Origin of the sequence: Ravibacter arvi, from assembly GCF_039540405.1 — a bacterium.
Lineage (GTDB): Bacteria > Bacteroidota > Bacteroidia > Cytophagales > Spirosomataceae > Ravibacter > Ravibacter arvi.
Map to the genome: position 1 here is coordinate 221,386 of NZ_BAABEY010000026.1, position 26,787 is coordinate 248,172.

Sequence of the window (26,787 nt, forward strand, 5' to 3'; positions counted from 1 at the left end):
TGGTCCCTCCATACGTCGGGAAGAACCAGCAGAAGTTATCCCTCCTCGAGCAGAAGGAAGCCATCGACGACGCCATTCTACGACAGGTATCCCAAATATTGAAAATCCCGGTGGAAGCGATTAAGAATTTTGATGAGGAAAATGCGGTGAATGTGATTGCCAATACGTTTACCCACTGTAGCCAACCGGCATCAGTGTTCTATAACTCAACTATCAACCCGATAGAGAAAATTCTTGAACTACACGATCAGAAGATCGCCCTTTACGAGCGGATGATAAAAGAGAAGGATGAGATGGTGGCGAGGATGGAGCGGTTGTTAGCGGGGAAGTGACATAGCATTTGTCATCAACCATTTTGGCTTCGGACGGGTTTCTACCGACCGACGAGATAGCTCACCTCACACACCGAGCACGACAGCCGGGTCAATATCCAGCTTGAGGCTTATTTCCCTGGCCACTTTCAGAGTCGGTTCTGTTTTCCCGGTCAGGTATTCGCTTACTCTGGAAGTACTGACACCCAGCAGTTCCGACAGCCTTTTTTGATTAAGTTCTCTTTCATGCATACGCAACCGGATCACATCAGTGAGCAATGGCTTTTGCAAAGGATCTTTGGATTCTTCGTAGTCGGCTGCAAGGTCCGAGAGTAAATCGAGCTCAATAAAATTCTGGTCCGTTACAGGTGTATCATTCCCGACAACAGCAAGCAACTCCTCGATCCTGGCGCAAATCGCCTTATATTCTTTCTCTGTTTGTATTGCTCTCATTACTTTCTAAATGTTCTTGCTATCAATCCGGTCGTAATCTTTATGGTTGCCAATGAAACGAATGTAAACCTTTTTTGAGGCGAATATAACAATGGCAACCAGTAGATAGTCATTCCCTTTAATATTGAACACAAATCGATTGTTGCCCACATAATCCACACTGTTAAACGTTTTCTTCATGTCGTGGAAATTATCCCATTCACTCCTCAGCGTTTTGAAATACCAATCCCGCAAAGGAATATCGGCATCAGGATGCTTTCCCGAAAACTCCTTTATCCGGGAAAAAGTAACGATCCGCATCAATAGGTGTTCTAGTTATTCAACAGTCAAAATTAAGAAAAATTCCAAAAAATAGAATAATATTTTGAAATTCAAAACAAAACGCCCCGCGCAATAATAAACGGACAAATAGCGATAGAACAGGCAGATTTTCACCAGCTGGCTTCAGCCTCGAAATTATAATTCGTGCTTGTGGCATCACGGATCGAATCTTGGAAGTAACAAATGAAAAATCAGTGTGTTAGCCCCTTACTTTCGACGGCCGAACGAGCTGGGCCTAAGGGTTAAGATACAACTATCTGTTCACCGCAAAAATTGAGGTAATCTTCTCCGCTGCCTTCTCCCCAAAAAGCCGTATCTTTACCCTACCCTTCGACGAGCTCAGGGGCCAATGGCGGCGGCTGAGCAGCCTGCCCTGAGGATACTCGAAGGGTCGGAGCCAAAGCTACGGGGAATCCAAAACCAAAGCGGGCCCTTCGACCGCAGCGGCGGACCGTGAGCTCAGGGGCCGAAACGGTGACTGAGCCTGTCGAAGTCAAAACTATACTACCATGCCCGAACCCAAAAAAGTACACCAAGGCCGCAACATCCGCCGCTTCCGGGAGATGTTGAACCTCAAGCAAGAAGCCATCGCCTGGGAGCTGGGCGAAGACTGGAACCAGCAGAAGGTATCCCTACTCGAGCAGAAGGAAGCCATCGACGATGCCATTCTACGACAGGTGTCCCAAATATTAAAAATACCCGTGGAAGCGATTAAGAATTTTGATGAGGAAAATGCGGTGAATGTGATTGCGAATACGTTTAACAGCAGTGACTTCAAAGGGAATTCTGCGGTATTCAATATCAAACCAGTTTTTGACCCAAAAGGTTATCCAAATTCATGAAGAAAAGATTGAACTTTATGAACGGATGCTTAAAGAGAAGGATGAGTTTTTGGCGAGGTTGGAGCGGTTGTTGGGGGCTAAGTAAAAAATACAAGTAAGAAGAGTTTAATGCTACAAGTCAGTTTTTCAGTAGAATTAATTAGTTCACCAGCCAAACTATTACAAAACTGATTGCTATACATTCGCTTTATTTCAGGCTGAAATTATAAGAAGATAAATTTCTTAATTAACAGCGGAAGATAAATTTCTCTATCATTTTCAACTAGATTTTCTTTTTCAGGTAAGGAAATTTTCAAATTAAGATTCAGCTTTCTGTCTAAGTTGAATTGTAATTGTCTGCCATTTGTTGGCTGCATTAACTGAATAAAACTGGCTTTACCAATTATTGGTATAAGTTGTTTAGCTACTTCAAGACTAAAGTCAAAAGTCCCGAGATATGCAGTATCTTCATCGCCAATTGATGCAGAGAAACTAAAGAGATCATCGTTATACTTTATTATAAATAAAGGATTTACATCTATAATAAGAAGTGAATCTGAACTCTTGAAGCCTAATCTTTTAATATGAAGCCCAAAGTCCTTGCTCAGCTTTTCGTCAGGATAGACAAAGACCTTTGATGGGCCAATAAGCTCTTTCAACATACTTCTGTATAGGTCAATAGCTCTTAACGAAATATCAAATAGCGGCTTAGGTCTACTAATGTTATAAAGAACAAAATGGCGTCCGTTGCACAGCGCAAAATAGTTTACCCTAATTTCAGGGTGTATAGCATAAGAATATGCCTGCTCAATATGTTTAGTGTCGGTTATAGATTCAATAGGTGATTTCGCCTCCAATATCCAAGCGGGTTTTTCGGTAACTTGCATTAGATAATCTGGAATTACAGTAACACTCTTTCGGCTCGAACCGATAGAAACAAAGGGATGCTTTAATCCATGATTTCGGATGACTTGTGTATTTCCAGAATTGGTGTATCCAAGATCTTTAATTAAGGGCGCTATCAATTCCTCCCGAACACTTTCCTCCTTAAATCTTGGGTCGTCCAACAATGAGAAATTAAAGTCCTTAAATAGTTTGTCTTCCATTTCTTTTCTGAGAAGGTGTAAGCTCGTTAAAAGTGAAGAATAACGGTTTGGCGATTGGCGAAGTGGCGGATTTCGGAGCACAAAACTGTCAATATACCACAAAAGTTGATGCGAGGTAGAATGTTCAATCAACCACTTCACCCGCCATTGATCCAAACGCCTGTTAGGCACAGTTATTATATTTTCTCTTTTATAAAACTTAGTCTTTTAATGTCGCATTTGTCAGCTAGAAATAGTTTAAATGAATTCTTAGGAACTAAACTTTTACCTTTATCAATGCAGTAATTAATTCTAAATTGAAATAAAGGAATTAAATAGTTTTTTGCTGAAACAATTCGCAATAATGTCATATTGTTAGTTTTCCATTTGTCAGAAATAGATATATAGTCATTTGAGTATGTATCGTCGGGATTAACAATACCATTAATGACAAATCTTTGAATAATCTCAGATTTGATCTCTTGTGAATATTGACTTATGGAATCTTTATCTAGTATAGTCTGTTTTCCATTTTGAGTTAAGAAGTCGTGAGCATTTTTAATGATTGGCCCACCGCCATATTTCCTTAAAATTGCAAAATTTATGAAAAGGTCTATTAAACATGGAGCATTGTATTCTAACCATTTACTAAAATTGAGTTTATTTTTCAAATTGTCACGAGTCTCGCTCCCGTTTGAAAAGTAAATTAATTCAATCCCGCCTGTTTCATCTATTAAATAATTCTCAATGCAGTAAGAATCTAATACGATTAAATTTCCTGTTGTCTTTCTATTTGTATCAAGAATCAGCTCCAAATCACCATCAATCATATAAATTTTTCTCCTTTTGTCAGCATTATCTTGATTGTCAAAAGCATTCAATACATTAGTCTTACATCCTAAAGGTGTAACATCATTGATTTTTATTTCGTCACCTAAAACCCTTTTAAAAAGTGTTCTATAAAATTCCTTATCTGCAACTTTATCTTCTGTATATATGTCAATATCGTTTCTATATGAAAAAAACTTAGGCAAAGCCTTTAATGCTTTATATCCAAACTCTAACATACTGTCAATTAATTTAAGTCTGCTAAATCCTGAAACAATGATTCTGAATTGTCTCCAATAATTGCAGGAGAATGTGTAGCTAGAATGAATTGAGTTCGTGGACTTGCAGTTAAGATTGAGTTTACGAATATTTCTTGCCAAGCTAAATGAAGGGAAACTTCTGGTTCATCAATGATAAAGATACCTGATTCATTTTTGTATTTTTCTTCGAAATATATCAAATGACCTAACATTGTTACAATTTGCTTCTCACCAGAAGACAATTCGTAAATATTAGCGATTTTGCCGTTTTTAAACTTGACTTTTAATTCGCCTTGTGGGTCGATAAGAAGTTCCTTCTTACTCTCACTAAAAAAACTATTTATAATATTTTTTGTTTTTTCAATTGGCTCATAGAGTTTATCTAACTCTTTTTGATATGCAAGATTATAAGTTATTAATTCATTTATCCTTTTTAATTGAGGCTGATTATTAAACCACTTTTGAAAAATGTGGATATTATCTAAATCTATTTCATCACCCTTTTTCTTGCCTTGAATTTCATTCAAGTTTCTCAAAGTAGCTTCAAGTTGGTCAAAAAAATTGTTTATATGCTCTGTAAATCCTGTTATTCTTAAATTCTCAAAAGCTTCAATAGCTTCTTTTCTTTTGCCCTTAAGTTCGCGAAAATCCTTAACAATATTTAGTTCTTGACTTTCTAAAAACTCAAAAGATTGTAATAGAATTTTGTTTTTAAAATCTTGATTTATTTTGGGTTGTTCAGAAGCTATAATTCTCACGTAATCATATATTACTTCTTGAATTTCCATGAGACTAATATTGAGAGGGTCATTTTGAGGGTAGTGCCTATATCTTCTTCTAAACAAAAAGTTTTGACGCATTTTGTCAATTTGTTGACCTTCATAAACTCTTCTATCAAGTCCCAAAAATAAAGGGGTAGTCAAACTCTTAATTGCCTGGACAACTTCGTGTTTGTCAAATGCCTCAATAATAAACCGCATTTTTTCACTAGAGTCGTCATTGTCAAGTTCATTTAATTGTATTTGGCTTATACGATTGAAAACTCCCTCCAATGGCTCACCACCATTAGTTTTTAAACTCAATTTTACTTCATTGTTATCATTGTTTTTAGTTGCAGTAATAGTAATTAGTCCCTTGTTTGGTTCATCGCATATCAATTCCACTTCATTAAAGTCAATGCTGTTAATGTAGTTAAAAGAAGGTGAAATAAGTCCAAGAATAAGCTTTAGTACAGAAGTCTTCCCAGTACCATTTATACCAATTAAAAAAGTCAAACGTTCGTGAAAGTCGATTTTATAATTTAAATACCCGTGTACGTTACTAGCTTCAAATTTTAAGAGTTTCATTAGTTTTTAGTTTATATCCTATCGTTTTATAATATTGCTGCTAACTTATTTATATACGCTACAGAGTATAATTTTATAGCGCCAATACAGCTACTACTGATCCTATTTGCGCTATCGCTGTTGCGTATTTTTTTTTGTGACTCTTCTAATAGGGGCTCTTTACTAACATATAGTCAACAAAGAAGGCCTCCATCCGGCGGATTAGAAGGAACCGTTTATAAAAAAGTACATTATTGGATTCTAGAGGATTCATCACAACAGAGGATTATTTCAAACTTACAATATATCAAAAAATCGAATATTTTCTAAAATACATCTCATATTTTGAGTAAACGGTCCCCTTCGGCAGGCTCAGGGACCACCTTCCCTTCGGCTAAGCTCGGGGCAGGCTGACTCAGGCCAGGCCAGCTCTATAACGCCAGTCTGCCAACGCCTTTTCCTTAGAACTATAGTATGTAGCCTAACGCCCCTACCTATTCGCAGACCAACGCCGTCGTACGCCTACAAACACATCAATTGTTTTTCCAACACCTGCCGGGCTGCTTCCGACTGCGAAAGGGCTATGGCACGCCGGTAATGATCTACAGCCTTCGAGGTGTCGACGCTGGTGTAGAGGTAACCGAGCAGGGCGTGGTAGTCGCTGGTTTCGGTGAAGCCCAGCGTTTCTGTTTCGCGTATAGCCGCCCTGTTGCCATACACGCGGGCATAGGCGAAGGCCCGGTTTAGTGCGGCCACCGGCGTATATGCTACCCGGAGCAGCTCATCGTAAAGAAGCAGAATATGCTGCCATTTGGAAGTTTTTGCAGTCCGGCTTTCGGTGGGTTCCGGTGCAGAGGCGGGCGTATCAGGCTGGGTATGCCAATAGGCAATAGCCGCTTCGAGGTGGTATTTGGAGAGTGTTTCGCCGCCACCGGCGTTGATCAGGTAGTAATTCCCCTTGTCGATCAGTGACTGATCCCATAAGCTCCGGTCTTGCGCTTCGTAGCGGACAATCTGTCCGTCGCCGTCCGTGCGGGCTTCGAGCCGGGAGCTCTGGTAGCACATCAGCGCGAGCAGTGCATTGGCTTCCGGCGTGTTGGTCAACGGGTTTTCGGTCAATACCAGGTTCAACCGGACGGCCTCCGAGCAGAGTTCCTTCCGCACCGCCTGGTCGTGGGTGCGGGAAAAGTAGCCTTCGTTAAACAAAAGGTAGAGGGTCTTCAGCACGGCGTCGATCCGCGGACGGATGTCGGTTTCGCCGAGCGCAACAATACGGAAACGGTCTTCCCGGAGCCGGGTTCTGGCCCGGTGCAGGCGTTTTTTGATAGTCTCGGGTTTGGCCAGGAAAGCATTGGCAATTTCTTCCACACTAAAACCACAAAGCACCTGCAAGGCCAGGCAAATCTGGCTTTCGGCACTCAATTCGGGATTGAATACCGCAAAAATCATCGCCAGTTGGCTATCGGCAATCAGCCCTTCGTCGAAGTCAAAATGGTCGGTCAGGTCGTTATCGTCGGTAAAGCCGGGCCTGATTTTCGTTTCAAAAACCGCCCGATGCCGCAGGTAATCCCGCACCTTATTGCGCGCCACGGTATAGAGCCAGGCCACCGGGTTTTCGGGAATGCCGTCCACGGCCCAGCTTTCGGAGGCTTTCAGGAAAGTATCACCGGCAATATCCTCGGCCAGTTCGATCTGTTCTAAACCAAAATGACGGCACAATACGGCCGTCATCCTGGCATATTCCTGCCGGAACAAGTGGGGTAATAGTGCATGGGTGTTTTCCCTGGCCGGCATCGGGCGTTGATTTTAGTCGCGTTTCAGTACTTCGCGCACTTCGATGTTTCCGCCGATTTTGAAAATCGGGTTACTTTGGGCCATTTCGATGGCTTCCTCAATGGTTTCGGTCCTCACCACGATATAGCCGCTGATAAACTCCTTGATTTCGGTATAAGGGCCGTCCGTAACGGTTCCGTCCGCCCTCACGGTTTTCGCGCTCCCGGGCGAGGGCAAAAGCGTATTGCCTTTGTCGGCCAGCTTGTTCTGCGCGGCAATCCCGGCCAGCCAGTTCATACGTTCCTGCATTTGCTCCGGCGAGGGTTTGAAGCCTGCCACGTCCTGCAGTCTGAAAATCAATGCAAATTCTTTCATGTTCCTGTTTGTTTAGTTACATCCCCATGACGGACGAGGTGAGGAAAGGGGGACATGGATGTAATCATTTTTTGATCCATTGAAATAGCCATGAGCCTTAGCTGTAAGCGGTACACAAACCATTGATGAATAAAGCTGCCGGCATCCGCTCACTGCTCACTGCTCAAACCTTCAAGTGTTTGATTTTGCCCTGTTTGAATATCCGAAGGCTGTGAGTTTGGGGCATAAAAAGGGTTCGACGGGCTCACCCGCCATCCGGACGGTGTCCTCCGGCTGGTGCCTGAGCTCGTCGAAGGCTGGTGCCTGAGCTCGTCGAAGGCTGGTGCCTGAGCTTGTCGAAGGCTGGTGCCTGAGCTTGTCGAAGGCCTTTTATCCTTGAACACAAACTCAATAGAAACCCAGCGTGTGACGATCAGGCACTTGCACTTTGTTGTACAGAATGCACGAATCAAACTAAACCATTCGTGCATTCTGTACAACCAACTTACAGATGGCTGATAATGGAACGCATGGCTTCTATTGAATGGGTATCCAAAGAACAGCCTTCGACAGGCTCAGGCGCCGTCCGGATGACACCGTCCGGATGGCACCTGCCGGACGGCGCCTGAGCTCGTCGAAGGCTGCCTACCGGAGGCTGCCTTCCGGTAGGCGGGTGAGCCCGTCGAACCCCTTTAACACAATCTGCCGGATGTCTGATCCTCAACCAGGTCAAAAGCTAAGCGTTGTTTATTTAAATCAAAGCTCCAAACGTGCTTCAATGGAATTCGTGGCCGCCCAGAACTTCGCCATCTTCCTTTTCCTTTTATCAGGCGCTGTTAAACTGCATCATCCGCACCGGTGTCCGGGTTAGAAATTGCCAGGCGAATATGCGCCAGGTGATGCTGTACATGCCAGGCTGACATGGCCAGGGCCTGCTTCTGGTTAATCCATATTTTACGGAGCGGGTGATAGTAGGAAACGGCCAGTTGCGTTTCATCCAGCGTTTCGGCAAAATCGGCGTACCGCTGGAGAATGGCGTCAAACATGGCCAGTGAAGCGGAAACGGGCAAGGTCCGGGAGTCCCGGGCGGAGGCCCACGCGTCCATATCGATCAGCGTAATTTCATAGCCGGGTTCGATGACCGCCTTTTTCATCCGGAAATAATGAAGCAGCGCAATATCGGCCACGTGATGGACCAGCTGCCGTACATTCCAGCTTCCGTCGCGGTAGGTTTTCGACAGGTCCCGGTCGCTGAGATGCGCAACGGTTTCCTGGTACCGGGACGGGTTCACCCGGATAATGCGGATCAATTCAGTCCATTCTGCTTCGGTATAGCTTTCCTGCAAAACAAACGGGCCGATCGGGAATTTTCTATCTGACATAACAGGCAATATTAGGATTGCCTGCAATATAAGCACGCGTCTTTTAACCACTCTACAAATCGTGCGATTCCCGCTCATCTCCCACATACAAAGCCAGCTTGTCTAGCGACGACTCCGTCCCGGCTTCGTTGTCCCCAGGGTCTATCCCCGCCGGAATATTTTCAAAAACAATGGTCACCAGCGTCGCATCACCACGGGCTTCGAGGGTTACCTCCATGATCATCTCCCCCGCGAAGCCGGGATCGCGAGCATCAAAGTTGATAGCCTGTACAATCTTCTTAAACGGTACAAGCTCGATAAATTTCGCCCGGTACCTGTCTTCGTTTTCCGAAGTTTTGCCCTTCATCTTCCCGCCTTCTTTTTCAGGATAGAAAAGCGACATCTCATATCCGCCGCCTATCTTAAGGTCAAAGTGGTGGATTTGGGCGGTCATATTCCCCGGCGCCTGCCATGCCACTAACGCAGCCGGATCAGTAAATGCGTTGTATATCGCCCGGGGCGAAGCGTTGACGATTCTCGTGTTTTTGGTTGCCGACTTCATGGGCCAGTATTCAGATCTTGTTTCGAAACGCTAATTTATCCGTGGCCTATGCCTTCACCCATCACGACAAATCAAGGTCCCCTTCGCGCCCGATATCCAGCTTTGCGCCTGATGCAGCGCTCGCCACCACTTTGAAGAAAGTAACGAGCTTATTCGTCTTGTTATCCCAATAATGCGCTTCAGAAGGAATCACCTTTAAGATCCTGATCCGCGCGTCTTCGATCCCATTTTCAAACCACGCTTCCACCATCTTGTTCCAGTATTTTTCGATCCGGTCCCTGTCGCGCGATATTTCACCCGTACCGTTGATACTCAGGAAATTGTAATTCCCTACATCTGCATACAGGAGGCTCAGCTTGTTGTTTCGGAGCAGGTTCCGGTGGGTTTCGCTCTCTGCCGAAAACAGGTACCAGATATTGCCCGCTTCGTCTACCTCTTGTCTGCTCATCGGCACTGCGTGGACGTGGCCGGTTCCCTCTACCGGGGTGCACATCATGCCGATATCGATTTTATCAACCATCTCTTTGAGCTTATCGACCGCCTCTTGGCTGTGAAGGTTTTCTGTGCTCATGATTTTGTGTGTTTTATAGGTTTTTGTTTGTTGAAAGCAGCCCGGAAACGGGCGGATGAGTCTGTGGATATTCTATAAACTTAGTGCAGAAATTACAGCAAGTCAACCAAATATGATTTTATCTTGTCATCTTTACCGTTGAGTAGCCGCTGTGTACCGGCATAGTCAAAACATCAGCAATCCGGCAGACACTTCAACCAATGTGTTATGAAAACAATATCCATCATTTCTCTTTTGCTGGTGGCAGTTGCCTGCAATAACACCAGGCAGACCGCTGCTGACGACACCGCTACGGTCGATGGGGACACCACCAGGGCTACCATCCAGGTGCCCGAAACGGGGTGTTACGCCAATACCTTCGGCAGCGATACGGTCCAATTAAAAGTGGAAGTTTTTCCCAATGTCGTCACCGGGACCCTCAGCTACAATTTCTTTGAAAAAGACAGGAATTCCGGGGAAATAGAGGGCAGGCTGATGGGGGATACGCTGCTGGCAGACTATAATTTTATGTCGGAAGGCAAACGCTCTGTGCGGCAGGTAGTATTCCTCATCCGGGATGGGGCGGCGATAGAAGGTTATGGGGCTTCGGAAGAGAAAGACGGTAAAATGGTGTTCAAAGACCTGAAGCAGATCGACTTCAGCAAGGGGATTAAACTGGCTGAAGTCTCATGTGTGGAGGAGGTTCAGCCCTGAGACGGGGCGGCTTTGGGACATGGGCCGTCACCGCGCTGAAAACAATTGGAGAATTACAGGTTTGGCCAGTGCGTAGGGATCCCCGTAATAGCGGGACCATGCCTTTGCGACTTTTCCCCGCCAATCCACTATAAACGTGGTCGGGTACCCGGCAAATTCTTAAGTGTCTTCCGTATCACGATGCGCAGAATTACGTACGGGTTGCATTCTACCCGTTGGTTGCGTCTCCGAGAGGTAACGCACGGCCTCTTCGTTTCCCTGTAGCCTGGCGAGGTCCAGTACGGATAGACCCCGTGCGTCACGAAGAGAGGTATCTGCTCCCTGCTGGATCAACAGTTTCAGCAGGTCGTTTCTTCCGAACATCGCGGCAAACATCAGGGCGGTCCCGCCGTTTCCGTGCTGCAGGTTCAGATCCGCCTGGTGGGAGATGAGCAGTTCCGCTATATCCCGGTAGCCTTTGAAAGCTGCGGCCATTAAGGGAGTATTTCCGCCGTAGTCAGCCAGGTTCAGGTCTGCTCCATACGAAATAAGGAGCTCTGCGGTGGCAGCTCGGTTGTTATAGCAGGCGATCATCAAAGGAGTGTACCCCTTTTCATCCTGGAAGTTCAGGTTGGCGCCCCGCTTCAAAAGTTCCTTAATAATTTCATTTTCACCGTGTCGGGCGGCGGGGATGAGGTATTGGTCCGGCTTTTCCATGATAGTGTAGTTTTGATAGTGTGAGGTTTTACCTGCGAAAACCATACCACCAGGATGGTCATTCTGAGCGGAGCGCAGCGGAGTCGAAGGATCTCCTGTTGGTATTAAAAAGTCCTCTGAAAGGGATTTGGTACTGTGATCGGGAGATCCCTCCGCTGCGGTCGGGATGACCGTCCGGTTGGTGCGGCTCCAAACCTGTTGTTGTCAATGGTAGCGCATCTGCCGGATGGTCATCCTGAAGCGGAGCGCAGCGGAGTCGAAGGATCTCCTGTTGGTATTAAAAAGTCCTCTGAAAGGGATTGGGTACTGGGACCGGGAGATCCCTCCACTGCGGTCGGGATGACCCGGAGGTATAACACCGGTAAAGTCTGTCCTATTACTCCTCATTGTATCCGACCCGTTCCCCACTATTCCTCTCCGGGTAGGGTAACCTATTGTCGTTTAAGTGGATAAGAGGCGCTATGGCTCCGGGTTGGACCGGTTTTTGCCCCCGGCTAGGGGTATTGACAATTTAGCATCCGGGCGCCGGCGGGTGCCGCGCCGGCCGAAATCCTGAATGCGATTCACCTCACTACTCAACGTTAAAACCTTTTCACACATGAAAGAGAAAAAAGATACCCCGGAAAACAGAAAGATAAAGGTTACATCACTTCGGCCCGGGACGAAAAAATAGAAGTTCAGCACAGTTTCCTGACGGCTGCTGCAGTGCTGTACGATGCAGTATATGTACCGGGCGGCGCCAATAGCGTTGCAACCGTAGAAGCCGACGCCGATGCGATCCATTTTCTGAACCAGGCTTTCAGACATTGCAAGCCGGTAGCGGCAGACGCCTCGTCGACACCGGTTTTGGAAGCGACCTATTTCTACAAAAAATTACCCGAAACCTTTACCGAGGAAAGCGTGCTCAGGGAGGGTGTTGTGGTCGGCGCCGACCCGCAAAAACTGGCAGACCTGTTTGTGAGGGCGATTGAGCAGCACAGATTCTGGCACCGGGAGAAAAAACGGAAGATTCCTGCCTGAAGACGAAGTGGAACCGGACGGAATACCGGCCGGATAAAGAAAATGTACGTATGAAAATTTTGCTGGCAGGGTATCCGCACGGATATATGAGGGTATTGGGAAGTATGCTGGCGGAGGCAGGCTTCGAAACGGGGGAAGCGAATTCTCTTGCGGAAGCGCAATCTCTCATCGGCAACCTTAAGCCCGATACGGTCATCTGTTGTTTCCCCTGGTTGAAGGGAGTGGGCTATATGACCGTGGTATCGGCGTTTAAGGAAGCATGGAGGGGGATAGACCTGATCATTATTGACCGCCATATAGAGCTGCATGTAGCCGTAGACCTGATCCATGCAGGTGTCTTTTCCTGCCTTAATTATCCTTTTGCGACCGGGCAGCTCCTGAGCGCGCTGACCAAGCTAAAGGAACGGCGTGCTTCAGCACCCGGGGGACCGTTTCGGCCGTCCGATATGGACTTTGTAAAGGGAATCAGCTCTGTTGCAAAAAATATGTACCATCTGATCGACCTGGTAGCGCCTACTAATTTCAATGTCCTCATATATGGCGAGACCGGCACCGGTAAAGAATTGGTGGCGCGCCATATTGCCCACAAAGGGAGTAGTGGCTCCCCTTTTATTGCGGTGGACTGTGGATGCCTGTCCAGGGAGCTGGCCCTGAGTGAGCTCTTCGGACATGAAAAAGGGAGCTTTACCGGGGCGCTGGAAAGGAAAACAGGGGCGTTTGAAACCGCGAACAACGGAACGCTGTTCCTGGATGAGATTGGGAACCTGGACTATGAAGTTCAGGGGTTTCTGCTCAGGGCCATCCAGGAGAGAAAAATAAGAAGGGAGAACTGCTTCCGGGGCATATCAAAGACACGCGGTCTGCGGTGACGGTGGAAAGCCGCGAATTTCAGGAAACGGATAAAAAGACGACGCGCAGTATTACACCGAAAGATGTCGAGGAAGCACTGATCCGTACCAATTACAACAAAAGTGAAACCGCCCGCCTACTGGGAATTGACCGGAAGACGCTCTATAACCGGTTGCGCAATGTTATTTCCCAGGCAGGCTTGAAAATAACGAACTAACTGCCCGACACAATGGTTGGCATCGGTTCGTGGTGACCGGCAGAGCACTTTTAAACCTTTTACAGACTTGTTTTACATCCAATTTTTATTGCACACTTAAACCAAAACATCTGATGAAAACGCTGATAACTTCCGTATTACTCGCCCTGTCTGCACTGCACTTTCTTGGCTGTGGCCCGAAAACGGATTCCCAAACGCAGGTAGACGGTACCAACGACGTTGTAACCGAGATCCCCGATGATACTGTTATGAACGATGCAACCGCGGAGAAGGACGCTGAATTTGCCATGAAAGCTGCAAATGGCGGAATGGCCGAGGTACAGCTTGGCGAAATAGCACAAACCAAAGGCGTTGATCCCAAAATAAAGGAGTTCGGCAAAATGATGGTTGACGATCATACCAAGGCAAACGATGAGCTTAAGGCACTCGCCTCAGCTAAGGGGATTGCGCTACCAGCCGGTCCCGACGAAGAGACGGCAAAGGCTATAACCGATGTTTCTTCCAAAAACGGGCGGGACTTTGACAAGGCCTATGCACAGCAGATGGAGAAGGATCATGAGAAGACGGTGAAGCTTTTTGAAGACGGCCAGGAAGATGTGCAGGACACTGAAATCAGGGCTTTTATCGACAAAACCCTGCCCGTACTCCGATCGCATCTGGAACAAAGCAGGAACCTGAACAAGAGAAAGTAAACCGGCGAACCTGTTTCGGAGCGGGCCGCTCCCCGGGAGCCGCCCGCTCTTTCTCTTCCCCCGGCTTTCCCGGTAGGATTGACCACAGCTGTTTTCGGGCTGGCAGTGATTAATTTTTCCACCACACACAAAAAAGCATATGCTGGTAAGTGATTTTATATTGTCCCGCATGGCGGAGTGGGGGATCGAACGGTTGTTCGGTTACCCCGGCGACGGCATCAACGGCATTCTCGGCGCGATGAACCGGCAAGACCGCATCCGCTTTATACAGGCGCGACATGAAGAGTCCGCCGCTTTTATGGCTTGTGCCCATGCCAAATTTACAGGCCGTACAGGCGTTTGCCTGGCTACTTCCGGCCCGGGCGCGATACATTTGCTCAATGGGCTATACGACGCCCGCATGGATCATCAGCCGGTGGTCGCCGTGGTTGGTCAGCAGAGGCGGATGTCGCTGGGCAGCAATTACCAGCAGGAGGTTGACCTGGTCTCACTTTTCAAGGATGTAGCGCACGAATATGTTCAGATGGTTACCGTTCCGTCGCAAACCCGGCAGGTGATAGACCGGGCGTTCCGAATTGCAAGCGAGAAGCGCACGGTCACCGTTGTAATTGTCCCGCTGGATGTTCAGGAAGAAAAAATGGAGCAAACACCGAAAAGGACACACGGAAACGTGGTAACCGGGGTGGGGCACTCGTTTGCCAAGACCATTCCGACTTACGAAGAACTGAAGAACGCCGCCGCTATTCTCAATCAGAGCGAGCGGGTGGCCATACTCGTGGGAGCCGGGGCTTTCGGCGCTGAAGAGGAAGTCTCACAGATCGCCGAGTTGCTGGGAGCGGGGGTAGCGAAGGCGCTGCTCGGGAAAATGGTACTGCCCGACGACCTGCCCTATGTAACAGGCTCGATTGGTATGCTGGGCACCAAGCCAAGTTGGGAACTGATGGAAGGCTGCGACACCCTTTTAATGATAGGTAGTAGCTTCCCGTATGCAGAGTATCTTCCCGAGCCGGGCAAAGCCCGTGGGATACAGATCGATTCGGATGCGCAGCGATTGAGTATAAGATACCCGATGGAGGTGAATCTCCTGGGCGACAGCAAGGCGACGTTACAGCGGCTCATTCCGCTTCTTCAATACAAGTCGGACAGGTCATGGCGCAAGGAAGTGGAAAAGCAGGTGGCCAAATGGAAGGAGGTCGTGGAAAGCAGGGCCATGCAACCGGCTGACCCGATCAATCCGCAGCGGGTCGTAATGGAATTGTCGCAACGGCTTCCGGACAAATGCATCGTATCGGCAGATTCGGGCACCTGCGCCTTCTGGTATGCGAGAAACCTGACCTGCAGGCGAGGAATGAAAGGTTCGCTGTCCGGTAACCTGGCATCTATGGGGCCGGCCGTTCCCTATGCCATTGCCGCCAAATTTGCCTATCCCGACAGAATTCCGATCGCGTTGGTCGGTGACGGCGCTATGCAGATGATTTGTATGAACGAATTGATTACGATCGCCAAATATTGGAAAGAATGGGAAAACCCCGGTTTGTTGGTCGTTGTGTTTAACAACTGTGACCTGAATATGGTTACCTGGGAACAACGTATTCTTTCGGGTGAGGCAAAATATGAAGCCTCACAGGACATCCCGGATGTGCCTTATGCCGAATTTGCGAAATTACTGGGGCTGGCAGGTATGCGGGTGGAAGAAGAAGACGAAATAGGTCCCGCACTTGACAGCCTCCTGGACGCCGGTCGTCCCGCTGTACTGGACGTGGTGACCGATCCCAATGTGCCGATCGTTCCCTCCCACATCAGCATGGAAAATCTTTCCAATTATTTTAAAGCCCTCATGAAAGGCGACGCCGAACAATTTCCTATGATCCGCCAGACAATAAGGGAACTGATGCAGGGCGGGATAGCCTGACCTGCCGGTGCGAACGGCTTGTTTTTGAAAAGAGGTGCAATCGGTTGATTAACAAGAAGTTAAGGTTGTAAAATTTCAAAATTTACTTCGTTTTACGGGGCTGGAATTTTGTAATTTAAATTATAAAAAATATACCTTTGCTAATCGTTAAACGCTCAACTATCTGGCCCTCTCATGAAAAGCTGTTATACTCCGGCAATAGCAGGTTTCCTGCTCTTTCTTACGCTATTAAATCCGGTCCGGGCACAAACTTTAATCCTTCCCGACACGCCGGTGAAGGAAGATTTTAACACGATGGCAAACGGGCTGGCGCTCCCTGCAAACTGGAAAGTTTCTGTTGCCGGCCAGGGTAGCACGGCCACCTGGGCGACCGGCCTGACCAATGTGGCGCAGACTTCGAACAGCGGTTCCCCGGTTACGGGCGGTTCCTATAACTGGGGAACAACAACCGGCGCCGACAGGGCGGTCGGTTTTTTGTCGTCGTCAGGCTATGCGAGCCCCAACGCGGTAATGGCCTGTTTCCGGAATACCACGGGGGCCGCTGTCACCACCCTGACCGTGTCATTCAGTGTTGAGCGTTACCGCGTAAATACATCGGTTTTCAGCCTCGGATTTTCTTCTTCCACAGATGGGTCGGTGTGGACCGAGCGCAGCGCGGGCAATATCTCGCCCGGACTTTTTATGTCAGGAGCTCCGGAATATACTTTCGATACGCCTGCCACCATCGTCAAAACCGTTACCCTGACCGGGCTGAATATCGCCGACAATGCCGACATCTATCTTCGCTGGCTTTTTACGGATGCGGCTCCGTCTACCGCACAAGGGCTGGGGTTGGACAATGTTTCGGTGGCGGCAGGCCCGCCCAAAGCGGTCATCTCTTCCACGCTGACAGACATTCTGAAAACCAATAACCCACCGCTCGACCAAGTCAATCCGGGCGACGAGCTTACGTATCGCACCGCAATCCGGAACCGCGGTACAGGCGATGCCACGGATGTCGTGCTGACCGAACCCGCACCGGTCAATACCACGTTGATCGCAGGATCGGTCAAAACGTCGGCGCTTGCCCGAGACGAAGTGTATGCAACATCCATTGATACACCGCTATCCGGACAGAATGTGCTATCCAATGACTACGGAATACCCGCGCCGGCCGTCCTTTCTTTTGGCCCTGTGGGCGACAAAACCGCGACCGCTGCCGGTGGCTCGGGAAGCTCTGATAACGGTGGTACCGTAGCGCTGAATGCGGACGGTACTTTGGTCTATACGCCCCCGGCCGGTTTTTCGGGTAATGACCGTTTCGGGTACATCGCCGGCAACGGCAACCTGCCTGACAACGATGCGGTGGTGACGGTGTCGGTGGGCAGTACACCCGCCGCAAATGCCGACACGTATAATGTGGTAGGTAACGTACCGGTCTCGCCCGGCAGCACAGCGGGCGTCTTGTCCAATGATACCGGCGGCGGACTGCTCGTAACGGCAGTGAACGGAAATGCGGCCGATGTCGGCGCCGCGCTGGTAACCGGCGCAGGAGGCAACCTTACGGTGAACACCGACGGGAGCTTTACCTACAATCCGGCTCCGGGTTTTAACGGCAGCGACAGCTTTACCTATACGGCCGACAATGGCTTCTCGGCCCCGGCGTCGGCGACCGTCACGCTGAACATAGCCGGCGTTGTCTGGTTTGTGAATAACAACGCAGCGTCGAATGGCGATGGAAGGCTTGGCAGCCCGTTCAAGCTGATCACCAATGTAACCGGAACAGCGGCGGGGCAAACCATCTTTTTATACGAAAGTGCCGCCGGGTATACCGGCAGCATCAACTTGCTGCCCGCTCAGAAGCTGGTCGGTCAGGATGCGTCCGAAAGTCTGCAGACCATTACAGGGCTAACGCCCGATGCTGCTTACAGCGCCCAGTTTCCCGCGATGAACAGCGGCAACGGGGTAACGGTTTCGTTGACATCCGCCAATGCGGACATCATTACGCTTGCCGGCGGCAATACGATCCGGGGATTGACGGTCGGCAACGCAGGGACCGGCAAAAAGATAACCGGAAATACTTTCGGCACCCTGACGCTCGGAAACGCTGCGTTGCCCGACGTTATCCTGAACGGAACAGGCCAGGCGCTGGACCTGCAAACAGGGACGCTGACCGGCGGGTTACTCAGCCTGACGACAACGGGCAGCGCCGGGCAAGGCATTTCAATCAATTCCGTTGGGGGGAGCTTTCACTTCGGGGCCACCTCTGTAAGCGGGAGCGCCACGCAGGGGATTTTGATTTCCGGCGCCTCCGCCATAGTGCCGACTTTCGGGGCTACAACGGTCAGCTCGGGTACAGACGGGGTATCGATACAGGGCAATACAGGCAACGTAACCTTCGGATCTCTGGGGATCACTACCGCCAATGGCATTGGCTTGCTGGGTACCAACAATACCGGGCAGGTTATTGTGACCAACGGTACGTCCGGTATTAACGCTACGGGCGGTGCGGCTCTCAATCTCTCCCAATCTTCCGGAACGTCGACGGTAGATCTGAAGTTTTCAGGGTTGACTTCCGCGGGTGGGGTAAACGGCATCCATCTCGGCAATATTGCCGGGACCATATCTGCCGGTAGTGGTTCGCTGACCGGTACGGGAACCACATTTAATGTCAACGGCGGAACAGCAAGTATAACCTATGGCGGAAACATTACCCAAACCAATAATGCCCAGTTGGTACGCATCGAAGGCGGCCATCAAACGGGGACGATCACCTTTAATACCGGCACATTAAGCGCCACTAACGGTACGGGTTTGCAGTTCGACAACGCTGATGGTGTTTATAATTTCAGCGGGACAACAACTTTAAACGGGGGAGATGCGGGTATTGATCTGATCAATGGTACTTCGGGCACATTTGTTTTCGGTTCCAACACGACCATTACCAACCCGAGCGGCACGGCTTTTAACCTCTCGGGTATCACGGCAAGCAACGCGTCCGTAACTTACAATGGCGCCATTACGGACAATACGGGTTATGCGGTCGACATCGACAATCATGACGCCAATAACGTCACTTTCCAAACGGGGAGCATTACTTCGACGGCCAACGGGATCCGCGTTCAAAATTGCGGCGGCGGTGCGATAAACTTTAACAGTCCCACCAAATCGCTGACTACGGCGGCCAATCCCGCGGTAACGCTAAACGCCAATACAGGCGGCACGATCAATTTCGGAACCGGGGGGCTGACGATCAACACGACAAGCGGTACGGGTTTCAGCGCAACCGGCGGCGGTACTGTAAACGTGACCGGAACGGGCAACAGTATTGTTTCCACAACCGGAACGGCCCTCAATGTGAATGCGACGGTTATCGGTTCGGATAACCTCAATTTTCAAAGCATTTCGTCGAATGGAGCGGCCAACGGCATACTTCTGACGAGCACCGGGTCGGTTGGCGGGCTTACCGTCACGGGAACCGGGACTACGCCGGGCTCCGGTGGGACGATTCAAAATTGCCAGCAACGGGGCGCACGGTTTGTATCGGCAGATAAGATCAACCTTTCGAATATGAACTTTACGAATAACGGTACCGCCAATATCGATCCGCCGGGCACCGCCGGAAATGCTTTGGGCGGTACCAATACCAACGTTGCCGCAGGAATCGACTTCCAGGGGGTCTCGAATGTAAGTTTAACCGGCGTAGCGATCTCGGGTGGCAAGCAGATCGGCCTTAATGGTAAAAACGTCAGCAATTTCTCGATGAGCAATTCGAGTGTGAAGAATGCCGGGGACGAAAACCTGGAAGACGGTGTCCAGCTGACTGAACTGTCGGGCAATTGTATGGTCTCCAATTGCGAGTTTTCAGGGAATTTTCACCGGCAGTTCGAAATACAGAATTCGGGTGGAAACCTGGTGCTGAACATGACCGGCTCTACTTTCGACCGGCTCACTTATCTCTCAACATCCGCGCAGGGCGTATTGATTTCGGGCCACGGGACAGCGGTTATCAACGCATCGGTAAAGTCGTCGGTTTTCAGGAAAAATTTTGGTTCCGGCTTCTACGGGCAGTCCATCGACAATGCCAATGTGACCATTACGCTGGGCAGCAACGGCACAGCCAGCGTACCCGCGGAAGGGAATACTTTTACGGATAATTCATTGGGATTTCAGTTGTTGTCCGACAATGCCAGCAATTTTACTTTTAATGTCGGCAACAATACGTATACCGTTTCTCCGGTGGTTACCTCCGGCTCAACGCCGTTCAGCGTGCGTAAGGGGACGAATGCAACCGGGCGCATGACGGGCCGGATGGGGTACAACACTATCGGGAATTCCACTGCGTTGTCGGGTAATAATTGTGCCGGGTGCAATGGCATCTCCTTCACCAACGAAGGTTTAAGTGGCGGGATGAACGTCACGGTAAACAACAACACCATTCAGCACATTAACCAACGGGGCATAGAGGCGATTCTGCAGCTCAACGACCAGATGAGCATGACCGTGACCGACAATATCTTCCTTACAAAAGACAGTGGTTCAGGCCATGCCATTTTTATGCAGTCAGGGACCGACGATAGTGATTCGGGTGATCTTTGCGCGGACATACGCGGGAACAACATTAGCGGAACCTGGGACCTGGTTTCCGGAAATATACGGCTGCGTATGTTTCCCATCCCCGCGGCAGGCAGTAACGACTCTTTCAGGGTAAGGAATGCCGCGGGTGTAAGCGCCCCGGATATCGTGGCCTATCTGAACGCCAATAATACAAATGCAATGGCCAGCGCCACAACGCCCAGTGCCTTTATCGGGGGATCGGCGCCGTGTCCGTGATTTGGCTACAAGCGGCACACAAACGGCTGATGAATAAATAGCTCACCCCTCACAGCTCACAGCTCAAACCTTTTTATACAGATGAAAAACATATTGAGGATACTCATCTTTGCCCTTGCCTCGCTCGCGGGTAAGGGTTTTGCCCAGGGGCCGTTTAACATAGGTACCCTCCCTCCCGGCGACAGCGTAGTGATCTATTACGACGTGGCCATTAACAACCCGTTGGTCCCCCCTAATGCGCCTTCGATCAGCAACCAGGGGACGGTGAGCGGCAGTAATTTTGCCAGTGCCCTGACCGACGATCCGGCATCACCAACAGCAGGTGATGCGACGGTCACCCTGCTCAACTCGGCGCTGCCGGTAGTCCTCAGGGAGTTTCGGGCGTACCGGAAGGAGCAGTCAGTCGTGCTGGCCTGGCGGATTGACCTGGAAGAAAACACCTTGAAATACGAAATAGAAAAAAGCCCGAACGGGCGTGCATTTAATAAAATCGGCGAAGTGATGGCCACAGGCGGCAAGGGTGTTATTAACTACAAGTTCACTGATAAAAACCCGTCTTCGGGCTTTAACTATTACAGGCTGAAAATTCTTGACTTTGATGCAACTTATGTGTTTACCGGGATAGAAAAAGTGACAATCGGCGAAACCGGCAGTTCGGGCAACCTCTATCCCAACCCGGTTTCGGGCAACCAGGTTAACCTCGAACTGGTTAACCTGGCAAAAGGAAAATACTATGTGACGCTTACCAATGCCTCCGGCCAGGTTGCTTACACGAACGTGATTGAACACGGCGGCGGATCGTGTGCTCATGTAATGGCCATTCCCGTAACCATGAGACCAGGGATTTACATCGCGGAAATAAAAGGGGGCAATATGAAAGTGTACAAAAAGCTTGTAGTCAATTAATCTCGGCGAAATGCCGGAAACCGGAATGGCTCCGGCATTGCGCGACAATTTTTCAGACCGTACGTTGTTTTTTTATTTCATTCGGTTTCTGGCCGAAGATCTTGACGAACTCCCTGCTGAAATACTTGGTATCCTCAAACCCGATGAGCGTCGCCACTTCGCCCACCTGGTACACGCCTGATTCCAGGAGTCTCTTGGCTTCGTGAAAACGAATGGTTTTGACAAATTCATTGATCGTCATGCCGGTAAGGGAGCGCATTTTACGGTACAACACCGACACGCTCATACCCGCGTGCCTGGCGAGCTCGTTGACACCGAAGCCGGGGTCGGATATGTTCTCCGTGACAAGGCTCTTCAGCTTCCGGATAAAGGCTTCGTTCTGGTCCTGCGCAATATTGTTGGCAGTTTCGGGTTCTGCCAGGACCGCCTGCCGGTAGCGTTCTTTCAAATCGTCGCGTAGGTGGATGAGATTATTGATTTTCAGCGAAACAATGCGCGGATCGAACGGCTTGACCAGGTAATCGTCCGCGCCGGCGGCCAGTCCTTCAATGATTTGTTCATTCTGCGTCCTGGCGGTCAGCAAGACGACGGGGATATGCACCGTACTGATATTGTTTTTCAGGTTCCGGCATACTTCCAGGCCATTCATTTCCGGCATCATTACGTCACAGAGGATGATATCGGGAACGTGCTCATTGGCCAGTTCAAGGCCCAGGCGGCCGTTTCCGGCTTCAATAGTGTTGAATTCACCTTCGAAGAGCTCCCGGATAAATGCACGTAGTTCGTCGTTGTCTTCGATGATCAGGATGGTGTTGCTCAGCTTGCCCGCCGCCACATAGGGAGCCGCTTGCGCCGCTGCCTGTTCGGTGAACATACCCGTCAGGTAGTCCCCGTTTTTAGGTGCAATCTGGTCTGGCGAGAAATGCCGGTTTTCCTGGAGCAAACGAATGGTCAAAGTGGTGCCGCCGGTTGTGGTTTCAGTGCTCAGCCGGCTCTCGGCTGTGAGGTAGCCGTGGTGTTGCTCTACGATACTTTTCGAAAGCGCCAACCCGATGCCGTAACCCGGTTTGCCGGAGTCGGCCTGGTAGTAGTAGGTGAACAGCTTTTTGAGGTGCTCCGGCGAGATACCGCTACCCGTATCTGCCACTGATATCTTTACTTCATGTGAAACTTCGGTGATACGAACTGAAATTTTCCCGCCGGCGGGTGTAAACTTATAGGCATTGCTAAGCAGGTTGTAAAATACCTTCTGCATCTGGGCAATATCAAACCACAGGAGCACCGGGGTGTCCGGGCAAATTAGCGTAGTCCTGATTTCCTTTTCGCGGCCGACATGTTCGAATGCGGCCAGGACACTTTTGACAATCTTTACCACGTCATGCTCACGTACGAGGAGCCTGGTGCCACCGCTCTGGATTTTACGGAAATCGAGCAGCTCATTCACGAGCTGCATCAGCCGGTCGGAGTTGCCTCTGGCACAATTGAGGTTATGTGCAACGTCTCCGCCGCCCTCCTGAAGCTGTGCGTGGGCCTTTTCAAGCGGCCCGCTGATCAGCGAGAGGTGGGTCCGGATTTCGTGCGACACATTGGTGAAGAAATCCAGCTTGACCTGATTCAGGGCATTCTCCTTCCTGAATGAAGTTTGCAGCCAGAAAAACCGGTTAATCGCGTAAATGACTGCCCCTATGACAACCAGGTAGAAAAGATAGGCATACCAGGTTTTCCACCAGGGCGGCAGTATGATAATCTCCAGCGCCAAAGGCCTGTTGGTCCAGACGCCATCGCCATTGACCGCCTTAACCTCGAAGTTGTAAGTGCCTGCGGGCAGGTTGGTGTAGGTGGCAGAGGGAGTGTTGACGAGGTTCCAATCTTTGTCAAAGCCTTCCAACCGGTACGCAAACCGGTTAGCATCAGCTTTAAAATAGCTGAGCAAGCTAAAATCCAATGCAAAAACATTCTGGTCATGACGAAAGCGAAGCGTTCTGGCCTGGTGAAGGGGGCCGTCCAGGATCCCGGTATTGTCGCCGTGGGCAACCTTCTGGTTGAATAGCCTGAGGGAAGTCAGCACCACAGGCGACGGTGCATTTATGTTTTTGATCGCAGCCGGATCAAATCGGAATATTTCATTGGTAGTGGTAAAATACAGGTAGGATTCCCCGTCTTTAAAGGAAACAGCGTACCCCAGCAGGCTGTTCAGTGGCAGGCCTTCGCGATAGCCAAAGGTCTGAACCCGCTTTTTGTCGGGGTCGTACCTGGTTAACCTGGTACGCTGGCATAACCATAAAAAACCGCCTTTGTCGATCTCAATGTCCCAAAATTCACCAGCCAGTACCTTTTCAAAGCCCAGCTGCTTTTTTTTAGGGTCGAATTTAACCAGCGTTTGCCTGAAAACAGCCCAAACATGCCCCCGGGCATCCTCAACGAATTTATTGAAATTATAACCGCTGTTTGTCTTGTAGCTATCGAGCAGGGTTCCGTCGGGAGAGAGCAGGGAAACTTCCCCGTCGCCATCCACCCAGATCCTTTTTTGTGAATCTTCAAAGACACACCTGACATTCTCCTTGACACCTTTAACCGCTTCGAAAGTGCCATCTGATTCCCTGAATTTCAGGAGCCCAAACCCGCCCGCCAGCCATATGTTGCCTGACTTGCCCCTGATCAGGTTGTTGGTCCGTCCGGCCGTTTCTTTAAAAGAAAAGAACCTGGCCTTGTTTCTATCCAGGTCCAGGCGGTACAGGCCTGTGTGGCCGGCACACCAGAAGACATTGTTGGTGTCCAGCAGGAAATGATGATAAATTTCAGGAGTAGGGATCTTCAGCGTATAAAGGCGGGACTGCTCCTGGTTGTTGACTATGACAAATAATTTGCTGCGGTCATTACTGAGTATCCAGGTGCTCCCATTGGAAGCAGATCCCGCCCACCCGTTTGCGAAATATTTATAGGGGACTGCGTGGGTTTCCGTCGGCCAGACTGAAAATGTAGGCGAATCAGGGTGCCAGTAATTCACGCCCCAGTAATAGGAACCTAACCAGAGTCCCCCTTGGTTGTCGATAAATTGGCTGTAGAGCACATTATCTGAAAGCGAATAGGGGTTATGGGCATCGCGCCTGTACCAGTGGCCCGTATTTTTGTCCGGATCGAAGCGGGCCAGCCCGGATTCGGTCGCTAGCCAATACCGGCCGCTGGAATCGGCACGGATTACATTGACGATCGGCAGACTGCCGGTCGGATCACGAAAAGACGATACAGTTGTAAATGACTCCTCCGTTTTGTTGAATTTAATAAGGCCCGGCTCGTTGGAGCCAACCCAGACCGTGCCTTTTTTGTCGACGAACACCTCTATAAACTCGTTGAGAACAGTGGAAGGGATTTTCGAGGTACGTCTGAAGAGTTTGGCGTCGCCCTCGCCACGGAATCTAATCAGACCATCGTATGTTCCCAACCATAAGGTACCGTCGCTTCCTTCTGCAATACTACGAACAGACCGGGATCTGCCCTGGAAGGTAGCGGGAAGCTTACGGGTAACTGTTGCCTTCCCGTCTTTAAACGTTACCAGGTCCAGTCCCTCGCGCGTCCCTACCCATAGTCGTTTCTGTTTGTCTTCGAAAATGCTGTGTACGCTATTGTGACTGAGGCTTTTATTTTCAATTGAATCATGCCGGGCAACAAAAGAAAAGATGTCTTTTTTTTTGTCGTACCGATAAAGGCCTTTCCCGGTACCCGCCCACAAATTGCCTTTCGAATCGGGTTGTACACAATGGATATAAATAGGCGCAATGAAATTGGAATCGAGCTGCACTATGAGGTCGGAATCTTCGGCCGGGAGCCCGTATTTTTTAAAACTCCTGCCGTCGTACCGGTTTAGACCTTTCGGCTGGGCAAACCACATAAATCCATCTGAATCCTGCGCAATAGATAAGATAACCCCACGTGGAGCCAGCTCTTCCTCTCCTGAAAAATGCCGAAAAGTCTGCCCGGCTGCGTATGGAGAAGCTACCAGGACCAACAGGCATATTTTTACGCCCAAAAGGACCCTGGCCAATACTGTTCTGGCTACCGAAGGGGTGGAAAAATATATCATTCAAATTTAAAGTTATTCACTTGATGCGGCGGCTATCCGCGTCGAATAGCCCTTTCCTGCGGACCGGGTTGGAATGCCTGCTACTACCTGGAAGGAAGCTTTATCTCCCGGCTCCGGCCAAAAAGGTGAAAGCCGGAATGACTATTATACGTTGAGTCGACATGTAAGAAAAGTTTGTAAGGGCGAACGGGTGATTATAGACTGTAAATGTACTTCATAACGTCGTATATCGTCAACTGGAATAGGAGGAAAATGTATATAAGACAAATTTTTCTACCTTTTTGATGAAAAAATCTGTCGTTTTGGCCTCGCAACGGAATAGAAGATATTGTAGTAAAATACTTTAATAATTTGTAGTTTTAATATTCATTTTATCTGCAACGTTATGAAAACTTTGATATCCGGAACTAGAATGGGGGCTACGCCCATCGCTACGATCAGCGAGCGCGGCAAATTAATGTTCAACGATTCGGCAACGCGACTCCTGGGGCTTGATCTGAACCGTTACATGTCTATTGCTTCCGATGAAAGATTTTGCGACGGTTCTGTTTTGTACCTGATCCCGGGCAGACAATCAACTCAAAGCGCATTCAAGGTCAGTTTGCGGGGTTCGTACGCCTATGTCAGTATGCCAAAATTTTTCGAAAGCGTTAAGCTTGACTTCGTCCACAAGGTGATATCGTATAGTATGAGCGCGCTTAGGCAGGCAAATGGCCTGATGTGGCTGCTCAGGAAGCAGGAGTTTGAAATGAGCCGCTCACCGGAAACGTTCGGGTTCTGATCACTCCTGCCACTCAACGCCTGATGCCCCTCCGTCTTGCGTTTTTAAGAAGGAGGAGAATCAGGAGGCACGCTATGACCGGACCTGCAAGCGCGCCGGTGTT

24 protein-coding genes are annotated in these 26,787 nt (G+C 49.3%); 12 read left to right on the plus strand and 12 right to left on the minus strand.

The window, feature by feature from the left end; genetic code table 11:
• Positions 1 to 110: 110 nt before the first annotated feature.
• Positions 111 to 332, plus strand: a complete 222-nt coding sequence (locus ABD852_RS15390; RefSeq protein ID WP_345030490.1) for a hypothetical protein — start codon at positions 111 to 113, stop codon at positions 330 to 332.
• Positions 333 to 398: 66 nt separating this feature from the next.
• On the opposite strand, the gene ABD852_RS15395 is transcribed toward ABD852_RS15390, so the two are convergent.
• Positions 399 to 764 carry a helix-turn-helix domain-containing protein gene (locus tag ABD852_RS15395; protein ID WP_345030493.1) on the minus strand — a complete coding sequence of 122 codons (366 nt, stop codon included), beginning with the start codon at positions 762 to 764 and terminating at the stop codon, positions 399 to 401.
• 6 nt (positions 765 to 770) lie between these two features.
• A complete protein-coding gene (locus ABD852_RS15400) occupies positions 771 to 1,064 on the minus strand; it encodes a type II toxin-antitoxin system HigB family toxin (RefSeq protein ID WP_345030497.1) in 294 nt (97 codons plus the stop codon).
• A gap of 530 nt (positions 1,065 to 1,594) precedes the next feature.
• Between ABD852_RS15400 and ABD852_RS15405 the strand changes: the two genes are divergently transcribed.
• A complete protein-coding gene (locus tag ABD852_RS15405; RefSeq protein ID WP_345030499.1) occupies positions 1,595 to 1,927 on the plus strand; it encodes a helix-turn-helix transcriptional regulator in 333 nt (110 codons plus the stop codon).
• Positions 1,928 to 2,130: 203 nt separating this feature from the next.
• Here the strand turns inward: ABD852_RS15405 and ABD852_RS15410 are convergent, their stop codons facing one another.
• The 8 genes from ABD852_RS15410 to ABD852_RS15445 all read right to left on the minus strand — a co-directional run bounded on the left by ABD852_RS15410 (position 2,131) and on the right by ABD852_RS15445 (position 10,025).
• Positions 2,131 to 3,183, minus strand: coding sequence for a hypothetical protein (locus tag ABD852_RS15410; protein ID WP_345030501.1), 1,053 nt, complete (start codon positions 3,181 to 3,183; stop codon positions 2,131 to 2,133).
• A 5-nt stretch (positions 3,184 to 3,188) separates the two neighbouring features.
• Positions 3,189 to 4,058 (minus strand): DUF4435 domain-containing protein, encoded by an 870-nt coding sequence (locus ABD852_RS15415; RefSeq protein WP_345030503.1) that lies wholly within the window; start codon positions 4,056 to 4,058, stop codon positions 3,189 to 3,191.
• A gap of 8 nt (positions 4,059 to 4,066) precedes the next feature.
• Entirely contained in the window at positions 4,067 to 5,425 is a 1,359-nt protein-coding gene (locus ABD852_RS15420; RefSeq protein WP_345030505.1) for an AAA family ATPase, read from the minus strand.
• A 501-nt stretch (positions 5,426 to 5,926) separates the two neighbouring features.
• Positions 5,927 to 7,198, minus strand: coding sequence for an RNA polymerase sigma factor (locus ABD852_RS15425; RefSeq protein WP_345030507.1), 1,272 nt, complete (start codon positions 7,196 to 7,198; stop codon positions 5,927 to 5,929).
• A 12-nt stretch (positions 7,199 to 7,210) separates the two neighbouring features.
• Positions 7,211 to 7,552: a YciI family protein gene (locus ABD852_RS15430; RefSeq protein WP_345030509.1), complete on the minus strand. Its 342-nt coding sequence runs from the start codon at positions 7,550 to 7,552 to the stop codon at positions 7,211 to 7,213.
• A gap of 815 nt (positions 7,553 to 8,367) precedes the next feature.
• Positions 8,368 to 8,913, minus strand: coding sequence for a DinB family protein (locus ABD852_RS15435; protein ID WP_345030512.1), 546 nt, complete (start codon positions 8,911 to 8,913; stop codon positions 8,368 to 8,370).
• A gap of 52 nt (positions 8,914 to 8,965) precedes the next feature.
• On the minus strand, positions 8,966 to 9,454 hold the full coding sequence (locus ABD852_RS15440; protein ID WP_345030514.1) for an SRPBCC domain-containing protein: 489 nt from the start codon (positions 9,452 to 9,454) through the stop codon (positions 8,966 to 8,968).
• A gap of 61 nt (positions 9,455 to 9,515) precedes the next feature.
• Positions 9,516 to 10,025: a pyridoxamine 5'-phosphate oxidase family protein gene (locus ABD852_RS15445; protein WP_345030515.1), complete on the minus strand. Its 510-nt coding sequence runs from the start codon at positions 10,023 to 10,025 to the stop codon at positions 9,516 to 9,518.
• A 207-nt stretch (positions 10,026 to 10,232) separates the two neighbouring features.
• Between ABD852_RS15445 and ABD852_RS15450 the strand changes: the two genes are divergently transcribed.
• On the plus strand, positions 10,233 to 10,718 hold the full coding sequence (locus tag ABD852_RS15450) for a hypothetical protein (protein ID WP_345030516.1): 486 nt from the start codon (positions 10,233 to 10,235) through the stop codon (positions 10,716 to 10,718).
• A 159-nt stretch (positions 10,719 to 10,877) separates the two neighbouring features.
• On the opposite strand, the gene ABD852_RS15455 is transcribed toward ABD852_RS15450, so the two are convergent.
• Positions 10,878 to 11,414, minus strand: coding sequence for an ankyrin repeat domain-containing protein (locus tag ABD852_RS15455; protein WP_345030517.1), 537 nt, complete (start codon positions 11,412 to 11,414; stop codon positions 10,878 to 10,880).
• 207 nt (positions 11,415 to 11,621) lie between these two features.
• Here ABD852_RS15455 and ABD852_RS15460 point away from each other — a divergent pair, with 207 nt between their 5' ends.
• The 8 genes from ABD852_RS15460 (at position 11,622) to ABD852_RS15495 (ending at position 21,822) form a co-directional block, all read left to right on the plus strand.
• Positions 11,622 to 11,867, plus strand: coding sequence for a hypothetical protein (locus tag ABD852_RS15460; protein WP_345030519.1), 246 nt, complete (start codon positions 11,622 to 11,624; stop codon positions 11,865 to 11,867).
• Positions 11,868 to 12,059: 192 nt separating this feature from the next.
• Positions 12,060 to 12,434, plus strand: coding sequence for a hypothetical protein (locus ABD852_RS15465; RefSeq protein WP_345030572.1), 375 nt, complete (start codon positions 12,060 to 12,062; stop codon positions 12,432 to 12,434).
• Between the two features lie 50 nt (positions 12,435 to 12,484).
• On the plus strand, positions 12,485 to 13,303 hold the full coding sequence (locus ABD852_RS15470; protein WP_345030520.1) for a sigma-54-dependent transcriptional regulator: 819 nt from the start codon (positions 12,485 to 12,487) through the stop codon (positions 13,301 to 13,303).
• Entirely contained in the window at positions 13,300 to 13,500 is a 201-nt protein-coding gene (locus ABD852_RS15475) for a helix-turn-helix domain-containing protein (RefSeq protein ID WP_345030523.1), read from the plus strand. Before ABD852_RS15470 ends, ABD852_RS15475 begins: the two co-directional genes overlap by 4 nt.
• Positions 13,501 to 13,613: 113 nt before the next feature.
• Positions 13,614 to 14,192, plus strand: a complete 579-nt coding sequence (locus tag ABD852_RS15480; RefSeq protein ID WP_345030525.1) for a DUF4142 domain-containing protein — start codon at positions 13,614 to 13,616, stop codon at positions 14,190 to 14,192.
• A 139-nt stretch (positions 14,193 to 14,331) separates the two neighbouring features.
• Positions 14,332 to 16,104 carry a thiamine pyrophosphate-requiring protein gene (locus ABD852_RS15485; RefSeq protein WP_345030526.1) on the plus strand — a complete coding sequence of 591 codons (1,773 nt, stop codon included), beginning with the start codon at positions 14,332 to 14,334 and terminating at the stop codon, positions 16,102 to 16,104.
• Between the two features lie 174 nt (positions 16,105 to 16,278).
• Entirely contained in the window at positions 16,279 to 20,916 is a 4,638-nt protein-coding gene (locus ABD852_RS15490; protein WP_345030527.1) for a beta strand repeat-containing protein, read from the plus strand.
• An 81-nt stretch (positions 20,917 to 20,997) separates the two neighbouring features.
• A complete protein-coding gene (locus ABD852_RS15495) occupies positions 20,998 to 21,822 on the plus strand; it encodes a T9SS type A sorting domain-containing protein (RefSeq protein ID WP_345030528.1) in 825 nt (274 codons plus the stop codon).
• 52 nt (positions 21,823 to 21,874) lie between these two features.
• On the opposite strand, the gene ABD852_RS15500 is transcribed toward ABD852_RS15495, so the two are convergent.
• On the minus strand, positions 21,875 to 25,903 hold the full coding sequence (locus ABD852_RS15500; protein ID WP_345030530.1) for a two-component regulator propeller domain-containing protein: 4,029 nt from the start codon (positions 25,901 to 25,903) through the stop codon (positions 21,875 to 21,877).
• 385 nt (positions 25,904 to 26,288) lie between these two features.
• Here ABD852_RS15500 and ABD852_RS15505 point away from each other — a divergent pair, with 385 nt between their 5' ends.
• On the plus strand, positions 26,289 to 26,684 hold the full coding sequence (locus ABD852_RS15505) for a hypothetical protein (protein ID WP_345030532.1): 396 nt from the start codon (positions 26,289 to 26,291) through the stop codon (positions 26,682 to 26,684).
• Positions 26,685 to 26,787 lie beyond the last annotated feature (103 nt).